Origin of the sequence: Streptomyces sp. NPDC048419 (assembly GCF_043200415.1) — a bacterium.
Lineage (GTDB): Bacteria > Actinomycetota > Actinomycetes > Streptomycetales > Streptomycetaceae > Streptomyces.
Window position 1 is genome coordinate 112711 of sequence record NZ_JBICXT010000009.1, and the last position, 12898, is coordinate 125608.

At 72.9% G+C, this 12898-nt stretch carries 7 protein-coding genes; all 7 read right to left on the reverse strand.

Annotated features, from left to right (window positions below; all coding sequences use genetic code 11):
• Positions 1 to 89: 89 nt before the first annotated feature.
• The 7 genes from ACGFYN_RS20465 to ACGFYN_RS20495 all read right to left on the reverse strand — a co-directional run bounded on the left by ACGFYN_RS20465 (position 90) and on the right by ACGFYN_RS20495 (position 12874).
• The gene (locus tag ACGFYN_RS20465; protein WP_393867234.1) at positions 90 to 1295 is read right to left on the reverse strand and encodes a DNA polymerase III subunit delta'; all 1206 of its coding nucleotides are present in this window, start codon (positions 1293 to 1295) and stop codon (positions 90 to 92) included.
• Between the two features lie 96 nt (positions 1296 to 1391).
• Positions 1392 to 4649, reverse strand: coding sequence for a dTMP kinase (gene tmk / locus ACGFYN_RS20470; RefSeq protein ID WP_393867235.1), 3258 nt, complete (start codon positions 4647 to 4649; stop codon positions 1392 to 1394).
• 124 nt (positions 4650 to 4773) lie between these two features.
• Positions 4774 to 7602 carry a type I DNA topoisomerase gene (gene topA / locus ACGFYN_RS20475; protein ID WP_393867236.1) on the reverse strand — a complete coding sequence of 943 codons (2829 nt, stop codon included), beginning with the start codon at positions 7600 to 7602 and terminating at the stop codon, positions 4774 to 4776.
• Positions 7603 to 7850: 248 nt separating this feature from the next.
• On the reverse strand, positions 7851 to 8048 hold the full coding sequence (locus ACGFYN_RS20480) for a hypothetical protein (protein WP_393867237.1): 198 nt from the start codon (positions 8046 to 8048) through the stop codon (positions 7851 to 7853).
• A gap of 177 nt (positions 8049 to 8225) precedes the next feature.
• A complete protein-coding gene (locus tag ACGFYN_RS20485) occupies positions 8226 to 10532 on the reverse strand; it encodes a protein kinase (RefSeq protein ID WP_393867238.1) in 2307 nt (768 codons plus the stop codon).
• Positions 10533 to 10707: 175 nt separating this feature from the next.
• Positions 10708 to 12234 (reverse strand): methyltransferase, encoded by a 1527-nt coding sequence (locus ACGFYN_RS20490; protein WP_393867239.1) that lies wholly within the window; start codon positions 12232 to 12234, stop codon positions 10708 to 10710.
• Between the two features lie 49 nt (positions 12235 to 12283).
• A complete protein-coding gene (locus ACGFYN_RS20495) occupies positions 12284 to 12874 on the reverse strand; it encodes a small secreted protein (RefSeq protein ID WP_393867240.1) in 591 nt (196 codons plus the stop codon).
• Between the last annotated feature and the right edge of the window lie 24 nt (positions 12875 to 12898).

The following is a 12898-nucleotide window of genomic DNA, read 5'->3' on the forward strand; positions in this document are numbered from 1 at the left end:
CGTAACTCTGCGCAGCCGCCCGAATGCTGTCCGTGCATGCCGTGGCTCGTACGAATGACAACGTCAACGCACATTGCCCACCTGCGCCGTCAGCCCGCTCTGAGCGCCATCGTCATCGCCTCCACGGCCAGCAGCGGGGCCACATTGCGGTCGAGGGCGTCGCGGCAGGCGGCGATCGCCTCGATACGGCGGAGGGTGGACTCCGGGGAGCTGCCGCGGGCGAAGCGCTCCAGGGTGTCCTCGGCGTCCGCGTTGGCGATGGCCACGCGGGAACCGAGCTGAAGGGCGAGGATGTCGCGGTAGAAGCCGGTGAGGTCGGTCAGGGCGACGTCCAGGCTGTCGCGCTGCGTGCGGGTTCTGCGGCGCTTCTGCTTGTCCTCCAGGTCCTTCATCACGCCCGCCGTGCCCCGGGGCAGCCGGCCGCCCTGGACCGCGCCCAGCGCCGCCTTCAGCTCCTCGGTCTCCTTGCCGTCCCGCTCCTCGGCGAGCTGCTTGGCGTCCTCGGCGGCCGCGTCGACGAGCTCCTGGGCGGCCTTGAGCGCGCTTCCGATCTCCTCGACCCGCAGCGGCAGCTTCAGCACGGTGGCGCGGCGCTCGCGGGCCGCCGGATCGGTGGCCAGGCGACGGGCCCGGTCGATGTGCCCCTGCGTGGCGCGGGCCGCCGCGGCGGCGACGGCCGGTTCGACGCCTTCGCGCCGTACGAGCATGTCGGCGACGGCGTCCACCGAGGGTGTCAGCAGATTGAGGTGGCGGCAGCGGGAGCGGATGGTGGGCAGGACGTCCTCGACGGAGGGCGCGCACAGCAGCCAGACCGTGCGCGGGGCGGGCTCCTCCACCGCCTTCAGGACGGCGTTGGCCGACTTCTCGTTCAGCCGCTCGGCGTCCTCGACGAGGATCACCTGCCAGCGGCCGTTCGCCGGCGAGGTGTACGACTTGCGGACGGTGTCGCGCATGTCCTCGGCGAGGATCTGCGCGCCGACGGCGGCGACGGTGGTGACGTCCGCGTGCGTGCCGACGAGAGCGGTGTGGCAGCCGTCGCAGAAGCCGCAGCCCGGAATCCCGCCGAGCGCGCGGTCGGGGCTCACGCACTGGAGCGCGGCGGCGAACGCCCGCGCCGTCTGGGTCCGCCCCGCTCCCGGCGGCCCGGTGAACAGCCAGGCGTGGGTCATCTTCGACGCCTCGGGCGGCGGCGTGCCGGTGGTGGCCGCGGTGACCAGCGCGTCGGCGTCCCGGGCAGCGGCGTCGAGCTGCCCGGCCACCTTTTCCTGGCCGACGAGGTCGTCCCAGACGGTCATGAGGTCACCCCGCCCCCTTCGTCACATGTCACGTTGCGAGATCCATTGTGCGGGGCGGCACTGACAACGGGCGCACCAGCAGGGCGGGCCCGGCTCTCAGCCCCGGCGCCCCCGGCCGCGCCTGCCCCGGCCCTGGTCCTCGTCGTGCTCGTCCTCCCGCGGGCCGAGCAGTTCGTCCGCCAGCGTCGGCAGATCGTCCAGCGGGGTCTCCTCGGCCCAGTCCGGACGGGCCCGGCGCCGCGGCTCCCCCTCCGCTCCGACCTGCGGCATCTCGCGCGTACGGTCCTCGCCTCCGTCGGGCGGCGCCTGATCCTGACCGCCCTGGCCCTGGCCCTGAGCCGGCTCGTCCCGGAAGTACCCCGGCGGCACCCGGTGCGCGGGGTCGTCGTCCCGCACGGGCGGCAGCACGGCCGTCTCCTCCTCGGGCCGGGGAGTCACCGGCGGCAGCACGGCCGTCTCGTCGGCGGCACCCGGCACGACGGGCGGCAGCGCCGCCGTCTCCTCCGCGGCGTCCTCGGGGACGGGCGGCTTCGGCAGCTTCGCCGTGACCTCGGACTCGGACTCGGCGGCCGGACGCCTGCCGCTTCTCGCGCCGCCGTCCCGCTTGTTCCCGCGCACCGGCCGCAGCACCGCCGTCTCGTCGACGGGCCCGCCCGACGCGTTCGTCGGCGTCACCACCGGCGTGGACACCGTCGTCGCCTCCGGCGGAACCACGGGCGCCTCGGGCTGGCGGGGTCCCGCCTCCGCGGCGGCAGCGGCCTGCTCGGCGAGCCGCCGGGCCTCCTCGGCCCGCAGCAGCGCCTCCTCGGCCTTGCGCTGCTTCTCCAGGCGCCGCGTCTCGGCCTCGGCGTGCAGCCGGGCCTCCTCCTCGGCCTGCTTGCGGCGACGGGCCTCCTCGGCCTCGCGGAGGGCCTCCTGCTCGGCGCGTGCCTTCTCCTCCGCGAGGAGCCGTGCCTGCTCCTCCTCGGCACGCTTGCGCGCCTCCTCGGCCCGCAGCCGGGCCTCCTCCGCCTGCCGCTCGGCCTCGCGGCGCTGCGCCTCCTCCAGCTCGCGGCGCTTGCGCTCCTCCTCCTCGGCGCGCAGCCGCTCGAGCTGCTCCTTGCGCTCGCGCTCCAGCCGCTCCTCCTCGGCCTTGCGCGCGGCCTCTTCCTCGGCCTTCCTGCGCGCCTCCTCCTCGGCCTTCTTGCGCGCCTCCTCCTGGGCCTTCACCTCGGCCTCGGACAGCGGCAGCATCAGGTCGAGACGGTGGCGTACGACGGTGGTGACGGCCTCGGGCTCCTGGCCCGCGTCCACCACCAGATACCGCCCGGGGTCGGCCGCGGCCAGCGTCAGGAAACCGGACCGCACGCGCGCGTGGAACTCGGCCGGCTCCGACTCCAGCCGGTCCGGCGCCTCCGTGAACCGCTCGCGCGCGATCTCCGGCGACACGTCGAGGAGCACGGTCAGCTGCGGTACGAGGCCGTTCGTCGCCCAGCGGTTGATACGGGCGATCTCGGTGGGGGACAGGTCGCGGCCCGCTCCCTGGTAGGCCACCGAGGAGTCGACGTAGCGGTCGGTGATGACGACCGCGCCGCGCTCCAGGGCGGGCCGGACCACGGTGTCCACGTGCTCGGCCCGGTCCGCGGCGTACAGCAGCGCCTCCGCGCGGTGGGAGAGCCCCGCGCTCGACACGTCCAGCAGGATCGAGCGCAGCCGCTTGCCGACCGGTGTCGCGCCCGGCTCACGCGTCAGGACGACCTCGTGGCCCTTGCCCCTTATCCACTCGGCGAGCGCCTCGGCCTGGGTGGACTTGCCCGCTCCGTCGCCGCCCTCCAGGGCGATGAAGAAGCCGTTCGTGGCGGGTGCCGTCAGCGGGTCGTCGCCGCCGAGCAGCGCGTCCCGCAGGTCCTGCCGCAGCGGCACGCCCGAGCGGTCGTCGACCTTGGCCAGGACCAGCGCGGCGACCGGCAGCAGCAGTGCGCCGACGAGCATCAGCGTGAACGCGGCGCCGCCGTGCGCGAACACGAACTTGCCGTTCTCCAGGCGGTGCGGGCCGATCCCGGCCGCCACCACGGGCGCGATGACCGCGCCGAGCGCCACGCATACGCGGACGACCGCGTGCAGGTGCTCGGTCGTGCGTGCGCGGCGGAAGTCCTCGGCCTCCTGGTCGAGCAGCGTGTGCCCGGTGTTGGCGGCCACGCCCGCGCCGATGCCGGCGAGCGCGACGATCAGCAGCACGCTGGTGACGTCCGGGACGAGCCCGGCGGCCAGCAGCGCGACGCCCGTGAAGGCGATCGCCAGCGCCAGCAGCCGGCGCCGGGACAGGGCGGGCAGCAGGGACGGCGCCGTGCGGATGCCGACGACGACACCGCCGGTCAGCGCGAACACCAGCAGCCCGTACATCACCGGGCCGCCGCCCAGGTCCTTGGCGTGCAGCACGCAGACCGCGACGGCCGCGGAGATCGCGCCCGCGACGGCGGCGCAGGCGAGCACCAGCAGCGGGATGGCGCCCGTACGGCCCTTGTCCACGCCCGTGCCCGTCTTCGGGCGGCGCAGCCCCTCCAGCGGGGAACGCGCGCGGGGCGTGCGCGTGTCGGGCAGCTCCAGGTAGGTCACCACGGACAGGGACGCGGCGAACAGGCCGGCCGCGACGTACGAGGCGAGCGCCGCCTGGTGCTGCTCGAACCAGTCGATCCCGGCGCCCAGCAGGTTGTTGAGCAGTCCCGCGACGACCAGGGCCGCGGCCGCGACGGGGATCGCCACGAAGCTCGTGCGCAGCGACAGGCGGCGCAGCGCGTCCATGTGGTCCGGCAGCGGCCGTACCGTCGCGCCCTCCGGGGGCGGGGCGGGCAGCAGGGCAGGCGCCGCGCTCTCGCGGCAGACCGTCCAGAAGCGCTCGGCGACTCCGGTCACGAAGGTGCTGACCAGAAGGAAGGCCAGTGCGTTCTGAGGCGTCCAGTCGATCCACAGCGGGGCGACGATGAGCACCGCGGCGCGCAGGCCGTCGGCGCCGACCATGGTCCAGCGGCGGTCGAGCGGGCCCTCCTGCGAGGTCAGTGAGGTCAGCGGCCCGAGGAGCACGGCTCCGAACAGCAGCGTCGCGAGGATGCGCGCTCCGAAAACGGTCGCCACTGCGAACGCCACGCCGCGATAACCACCGCCGAACGAGCCCTGGCTGATCGCCGCCTGGAGGGCTAGGAGCACCAGCACCAGGAGGGCGAGGGTGTCACCGATGCCGCCCACGAGCTGCGCGCTCCACAGCCGCCGCAACTGCGGTCGGCGCAGCAGGGAGCGGACGGCGCGCTCGCGGGAGTCCGCGGCTAGGGCGTCGTCGGGGGCCGGTTGGTGGGCCGTTGGCTGCTCGGCTCGCGTCATGCGTTCAGCCTATCGGGACCGACTGACAGCCCGTGGCGCGCGCCCGAACGTGCGCACGCCCCGACACCAAAGCGATATCGGGGCGTGCGTTTTGCGAAGTCTCCGTGGAGGAAGGCGTCTCGGCTCAGTCGTCCGTCGCCGTCTTCGAAGCCGCCGTCTTCGTGCCGGCGGTCTTCTTGGCGGTCGTCTTCTTCGCGGCCGTGGTCGTCTTCTTCGCGGCGGTCTTCTTGGCGGCGGTCGCCTTCTTGGCCGGGGCCTTCTTAGCTGCCGCCTTCTTCGCGGTCTTCTTGGCCGGCCCCTTCGCCCGCTTCTCCGCGAGGAGTTCGAAGCCGCGCTCCGGGGTGATCTCCTCGACGCTGTCGCCGGAGCGCAGGGTCGCGTTGGTCTCCCCGTCGGTGACGTACGGCCCGAAGCGGCCGTCCTTGACCACCACCGGCTTCTCGCTGACCGGGTCGGTGCCCAGCTCCTTCAGCGGCGGCTTGGCAGCCGCGCGACCACGCTGCTTGGGCTGCGAGTAGATCTGCAGCGCCTCTTCGAGGGTGATCGTGAAGAGCTGGTCCTCGGCGGTGAGCGAGCGCGAGTCCGTGCCCTTCTTCAGGTACGGGCCGTAGCGGCCGTTCTGCGCGGTGATCTCCTGGCCCTCGGCGTCTGTGCCGACGACGCGCGGCAGCGACATCAGCTTGAGCGCGTCCGCAAGCGTCACCGTGTCGAGCGACATCGACTTGAACAGCGAGGCCGTACGCGGCTTGACGGCGTTCTTGCCGGTCTTCGGGGTGCCCTCGGGGAGCACCTCGGTGACGTACGGGCCGTAACGGCCGTCCCGGGCGATGATCTGGTGGCCCGACTCCGGGTCGGCACCGAGCTCGAAGTCACCGCTCGGCTTGGCGAGCAGTTCCTCCGCGAACTCCACGCTCAGCTCGTCCGGCGCGAGGTCCTCGGGCACGTCCGCCCGCTGGTGGTTCTCGGAGTCCTTCTCGCCGCGCTCGATGTAGGGGCCGTAGCGCCCGACCCTGAGCACGATGTCGTTGCCCACAGGGAACGTCGAGACCTCGCGCGCGTCGATCGCGCCCAGGTCGGTCACCAGCTCCTTGAGGCCGCCGAGGTGGTCCCCGTCGCCGTTGCCCGCCTCGGCCGCGGTGCCGTTGTGGCCCGGCACCGTCTCGCCGAAGTAGAACCGCTTCAGCCACGGCACGGCCTGCGCCTCGCCGCGGGCGATGCGGTCGAGGTCGTCCTCCATCTTGGCGGTGAAGTCGTAGTCGACGAGCCGCCCGAAGTGCTTCTCCAGGAGGTTGACCACCGCGAAGGACAGGAAGGAGGGGACGAGCGCCGTGCCCTTCTTGAAGACGTAGCCGCGGTCGAGGATCGTGCCGATGATCGACGCGTACGTCGACGGGCGGCCGATCTCGCGCTCCTCGAGCTCCTTGACCAGGCTGGCCTCGGTGTAGCGGGCCGGCGGCTTGGTCGCGTGGCCGTCGACGGTGAGCTCCTCGGCCGTGAGGGCGTCGCCCTCGGCGACCTGCGGCAGCCTGCGCTCGCGGTCGTCCAGCTCGGCGTTCGGGTCGTCGGCGCCCTCGACGTAGGCCTTGAGGAAACCGTGGAAGGTGATCGTCTTGCCGGACGCGCTGAACTCGACGTCCCGGCCGTCGGCCGCGGCGCCGCCGATCTTCACCGTGACCGAGTTGCCGGTCGCGTCCTTCATCTGGGAGGCGACCGTGCGCTTCCAGATCAGCTCGTAGAGCTTGAACTGGTCGCCGGTCAGGCCGGTCTCGGCGGGCGTGCGGAACCGATCACCCGAGGGGCGGATCGCCTCGTGCGCCTCCTGCGCGTTCTTGACCTTTCCGGCGTACGTCCGCGGCTGCGCCGGCAGGTAGTCGGCCCCGTAGAGCTGGGTCACCTGGGCGCGGGCGGCGTTCACGGCGGTGTCGCTGAGCGTCGTGGAGTCCGTACGCATGTAGGTGATGAAGCCGTTCTCGTACAGCTTCTGCGCGACCTGCATGGTGGCCTTCGCACCGAAACCGAGCTTGCGGCTCGCCTCCTGCTGCAGCGTCGTCGTACGGAACGGGGCGTACGGCGAGCGGCGGTACGGCTTCGACTCGACCGACCGCACCGAGAACCGGGTGTTCTCCAGGGCGGCGGCGAGCGCCCGGGCGTTCGCCTCGTCGAGGTGGAGGGTGTTCGCGCTCTTCAACTGGCCCAGGGAGTCGAAGTCGCGGCCCTGCGCCACACGCCTGCCGTCCACGCTCTGCAGGCGGGCGACCAGCGACGACGGGTCCGAGGAGTCGCCCGCGCGGCCGGTCGCGAAGGTGCCCGTCAGGTCCCAGTACTCGGCCGAGCGGAAGGCGATGCGCTCGCGCTCCCGCTCCACCACGAGACGGGTGGCGACGGACTGGACACGGCCGGCCGACAGACGCGGCATGACCTTCTTCCACAGGACCGGCGAGACCTCGTAGCCGTAGAGGCGGTCGAGGATGCGGCGGGTCTCCTGGGCGTCGACCATGCGCTGGTTGAGATCGCGCGGGTTGGCGACGGCGGCCCGGATGGCGTCCTTGGTGATCTCGTGGAACACCATGCGCTTGACCGGGACCTTGGGCTTCAGCACCTCCAGGAGGTGCCACGCGATGGCCTCGCCCTCGCGGTCCTCATCGGTGGCGAGGAAGAGTTCGTCGGATTCCTTCAGCAGATCCTTGAGCTTCTTGACCTGGGCGCGCTTGTCGGCGTTGACCACATAGATGGGCTGGAAGTCGTGTTCGACGTCCACACCGAGGCGGCGGACCTCGCCGGTGTACTTCTCGGGCACCTCCGCGGCGCCGTTGGGAAGGTCACGGATGTGCCCGACGCTGGCCTCGACGATGTAGCCGGGGCCGAGATAGCCCTTGATCGTCTTCGCCTTGGCAGGCGACTCGACGATGACGAGTCGGCGGCCGCCGTGCGCGGTCTCGCTGGTCGGGGACAACTTCGCTCTTCTCTCCGGTCGACGCTGGGGCCTCCCCGGGGGTGTTCGTCCCGGGGTCGGGGTCGTGGTGACGCTGCGGAGTGTGACGGTACAGCCCGCCCCCGTGTCAAACGGGAAAAGCCCGCAACGGCCACTCGAACGGTAACCCGACTTCCGCCATTCCTGCCGCCCGGCGTACCCACCGGCCTTTTCGAGCCGGTCCGGAGGATCACCTCTCAATTATCGGAGCCGCAGCTCCGGGGCGGCTTTCAGACCCGGGAGAAGCACCAGACGCCGAGAACGAGTGCGATCACCGAGGCGACGCTCGCGAGCGTCGCCGATGCGACAGGGCTCACACCGTGCGCAACGGGCTCGCCGTGCCGCACCCGGCTCACGGTCCACACCACAAGCGCCCCTCCGAACAGGGCGAACACCACTCCGGCGAAGATCGCCGGTCCGCTCTCCATGGCTGCCCGTGCCCCTTTTCTCCCGTTCGCGAGCTCCCGGTCCCGGGAGACTGACACGCGCGGGCGGCGCACAGGCGAACCCGGGGTGAACGGGGCGCCGACGGACCTGTGCGGTCACCCCGCGGACCCGCCCCCGACCGCGACCGTGGCTCCGGAGCGCCACAGCCGGAGCCGGGCTCAGACCGCACCAGGCGCGGGTATCTTTCCGGTCGTCGTCGAGTTGTCGGCCAGGCCGACCGTGCACACCGCCTTGGTGAAGCCCCGGTCCCAGTCGATCTGGTCGGCCACCCAGCCGTAGACGACGCGCTCGGGTCCGGGCGCCCAGGTCGACTCGAATTTGTTGCCGCACAGCTTGTTCGCGTTGTCGATGCCCTTCTTGTAGGTCATTTCGCCGGGGGCCGGAACGGACCCGATGACCTGCTCGGTGTGGGGATTGGCGCAGTCGGTGAGCGGCGCCTTGTAACCGTCCTTGACTTCCTTGTAGTCCCAGCAGTCACCGACGCTCATCTGACCGACCCACAAATTCGAGCCCTCGTCCCGGAATCGGCCCACCTCGCCGCCTATCGCGGCATGCCGGCCGAGTACGAGACATGGCGTCCCGCTGCCGGCCGCGGCGAAGCCCTCCTTGGTCGGCAGGACGGCATAGTCCTCTGCGTCCGGCAGCTCGCCGACGACCTCCTTGCTCTGGCTCGCGCAGCGCCTCGCGCCCTGCGCGCGGGCCTGGCCGTAGTCGTCGGCCGTGTCGACCCCCACCACCTGGCCGTCCGGCCAGTCGTCCTTGCAGTCGACCACGCCGAGGTTGGGCACCGACTTGAACGGCGTCCCCGACCAGACCGCCTTCACGCAGTCCCCGGTCTCCAGCGGCTTGCTGAGCCCGACCACGGTGCCGTACGGCAGCACGGGCCCGGTCGGCGGCGGGGACTTGGCCGACGTGCTCGCCGCGGGCTTCTTCTTGGCCACCGCGCTGTTCTTCCCGCCGCCGTGCCCGCCGGCCAGCGCGATGACGCCCCAGGTGCCTCCGGCGGCGACGAGGACGGCGCCCACGACCAGGGCGACGATCGCCAGCGTTTTCCTGCGGGGGGCCGGTGCGCGGGGCGGAGGCACCGGACCGCCGGTGCCGGGCGCGGTCGGGGCGCTCGCGTTCCAGTAGCCGCCCGGGGGGCCGCCCGCGTACGGCGCCGGAGGCTGCGCGTAGGGCGAGGCGGGGCCCTGCGCGTACGGATTGGCGGGGTCGGCGGGGTTCTGCGGGCCGGGCTGCCGCCACGCGTTGTACGGCGGCGTACCGGGCATCCCCGCGGGCGTGGCCGGACCGGAGGGATGGAGTCCCGGGGTGTCGGGCCCGCCGGGCGGGGTGTGCGGCGTCTGTGGCGTGTGCGGTGTGTGGGGCGTCGGTGGCGCACCGGGCGTGTGCGGAGTCCCGGACCCCCCGGGCTGCCCGCCGTGACCCTGGGCGGACGCCGCCGCACCGAACCCCTCGGGCGGCGGCCCGAACCCGGCCGGCGGGAAGCCGTAGCCCTGCGGCGACGCAGACGCGTCCGCCCCCGGCGCGGGGCCGAGACCCCCTGCCGCAGGCCCGCCCCAGCCCGGCGTCGCGCCCCCGGCCCCGGCGCTCGCCGCCAGCTGCACCACCCGCTGCAGGCCGCGCGCGACCACCTCCGGCGAGGACCGGCGCACGGGGTCCTTGACCAGTAACCCCTGGAGCACCGGCGCCAGTTCGCCCGCGCGGACGGGCGGGGCGGGCTCCTCGCCGAGCAGGGCCGTCAGGGTGGCGTAGTCGCCGTGCCGGTCGAAGGGGCCCCGGCCCTCGACGGCGGCGTAGAGCGTGGCTCCCAGCGAGAACAGGTCGGCGGCCGGGGTGGGCGGCTCGCCCCGCGCCCGCTCGGGGGCGAGATAGCCGGGTGTGCCGAGGATGCCGGCCGTGGCGGTGAGCCGGGGTTCGCGGGACTCGGGCTGAAGAGCGATGCCGTAGTCGGTGAGCAGCACGCGCGCGTAGGGATCGCCCGAAGCGTCGGACGCCAGAAGGATGTTGGCCGGTTTCACATCCCTGTGGAGGATGCCGACGCGGTGTCCCGCGGTGAGCGCGTCGAGTACGGCGAGCCCGATGCGGGCCACCTGGGCGGGCGGCAGCGGGCCGGACCGCCGTACGACCGCCTGGAGGTCGACCGCGTCCGGCACGTACTCCATGACGATCCAGGGCAGGCCCTCGTGCACCACCACGTCGTGCACCGTCGCCACATGCGGGTGACCGCGCAGACGGGCCGCGTGCCGGGCCTCGCTGCGGGCGCGCGCGATGCGCTGGGCGGGCTCGCCCGCGTCCACCGGGATCTCCGGAAGCGCGATCTCCTTCAGCGCGACTTCGCAGGCCAGCTCGTCGTCGTAGGCGAGCCAGACGCGGCCCATGCCGCCCGCGCCCAGTGTCCGCAGCAGCCGGTACCGGCCGTGGATCACCCTGCTTTCGCCCTGTTCCGGCGTGCCCCCCGTCATCGTGCCTCCCCCGAGACAGCGCGCCTCCCCCGAGGACGCGTGGAGCCTGTCTCTCGAAGGTAGCTTCGCATCCGCCACTGACAGGAGGCTTTTTCGGGACCAATCCCGTCAGAGCGGACACATGGGTATCAACGGGCACCAGGCGCACGGGCCGGCCTCAGCCGTGGCTCGGGGCTCACACCGGCTCGATGAACCCCTGCTCCACCAGCAGCCGGATCTGCGCCGGCGTGCGGTCGCGCAGCAACACCGGGTCGTCACCCATCAGTTGGGCGATCGCGTCCAGGATACGGCCCGCGGTGAGCGTGCCGTCGCAGACGCCGGCGAAGCCCGCGCCGACCGTGTCCACCTTGGTGGCCCGGCGCATGCCGCGGTTCTGCCGCAGCACCACGTGCTCGGGGTCCTCGGCGCCGGGCAGCCCGACCTGCTCCTGGACGACCTCGGCGACGAGCTTGAAGTGCCCCGCCAGCAGGGCCGCGTCGTCGTGCGCCCGCAGGTAGTCGAGGCGGTCGAAGTGCGCCCGCACCGTCTCGCCCAGCGGCTGCTCGACCGAGTGCGGCCACTCCTCCACGGTGACCGAGGGCACGGCCGCGCCCGTGCGCCGCAGGGTGATCCAGCCGAACCCGACGGCCCTCACCTTGCGCGCCTCGAACTCGTCCAGCCATGCGTCGTAGCGCGCCTGGTACTCGGCCGGGTCGCCCCGGTGGTCACCGGCGTCCCTGAGCCACAGCTCGGCGTACTGCGTGACGTCCTGCACCTCGCGCTGCACGATCCAGGCGTCGCACCCGCGCGGCACCCACGACCTGAGCCGGTCCTGCCAGTCCTCCCCTTCGACGTGCTGCCAGTTGGCGAGGAACTGCGCGAACCCGCCCTCGTTCAGCCGCTCCCCCGCTCCCTGGACGATCGAGCGGCACAGATCGTCCCCGCCCATCCCGCCGTCGCGGTAGGTCAGCCGTGCGCCCGGAGAGATCACGAAGGGAGGGTTCGAGACGATCAGGTCGTACTTCTCGTCGTCGCGCACCGGCTCGAAGAGCGAGCCCTCGCGCAGGTCGGCCGCGGGGGCGCCGGACAGGGCCAGGGTGAGGGCGGTGATGTGCAGCGCGCGCGGGTTGAGGTCGGTGGCCGTCACGCGCGTGGCGTGGCGTGCGGCGTGCAGTGCCTGGATCCCGGAGCCGGTGCCGACGTCGAGGGCGGCGGGCACGGGCCTGCGGACGGTGATGCCCGCCAGGGTGGTGGACGCCCCGCCGACGCCGAGCACGACGCCCTCCTCGCGGCTGCCGATGCCTCCGGCGCCGCCGACGGCGCACCCGAGGTCGGAGACGATGAACCAGTCCTCGCCGTCGGGCCCGCCGTAGGGCCGTACGTCGACGGTCGCCGCGACCTCGTCCGCCCCGGCCGCCACCAGCCACCCGCTCTCCAGGCACGCCTCGACGGGCAGGACGGCCGCCACGCGCGCGTGCGGCACCGGCTGCTGGAGCAGGAAGAGCCGGACGAGGACTTCCAGCGGGGTGTCCCCGCGGGTCGCCCTGAGGGCGGGCACGGTCTCGCTGCGCGCCAGCGCCGCGTACGCGGGGGCGCCGAGCAGCTCGAGCAGCCCGTCGGCGGTGAAGGACGCCGAGAGCAGGGCGTCCCGCAGCCGGGCTGCGACATCGGGACGGCCGGAGGCGGGGACGGCGGGCAGGGAAGGCAGGCCTGAGGTACTCACGCCCCCATTGTGGCGGGGACGGGCGGCCGCCTGCAGCTCCTGCCCGGCGTCAGCCCGCCGTCGCCGGAGCCGAGGTGGACGCGGTCTTGCAGCTCTCCTGCTTCGCCATCGCCTTGCCGACGTCGCCCTCCTCGAGGGTCTTCAGCGCGTCGTTGCCGCTCTTGCTGAGCTTGTCCAGCGAGGTCGCGATGTCCTTGAGGCCGTCGGCGAACTTCGCCTGGTCCTTGGTGTCGAGCTTGTCGACCTGCGTCTTGAGCGAGGCGTACGACGCGGAGATCTGGTCGAGCTCCTTGACCGCGTTCGTCTGCTTCTTCTCGCCGTTGTCGACGTCGGGTGCGCCGGCCTTCTGCACGGCGGCGCCGATCGCCTTGTAGGCGTCGGACATGTCCTGGAAGGCCTGCGCGTCGGTCTTGCGGACCTCTTCCGGCGTGCTGTTGTCCGAGGTCTGCTTCTGGATCGCGGCGTTGGCGGCCTCGATCTTCTTGGCCTGCGGCTGCACCGCGTCGCAGACCTGCTTGGCCCAGGCGTCCAGCTTGTCGTTGCCCTTGTCGCTGCTGCATCCCGACAGCGCCAGTACCAGTACCGCACCGCCGGACAGTGCGGCCGCGAGCTTCTTGTTCACCGGATCGGTCCCTTCCATGGCTCTCGGCCCCGGAACATACAC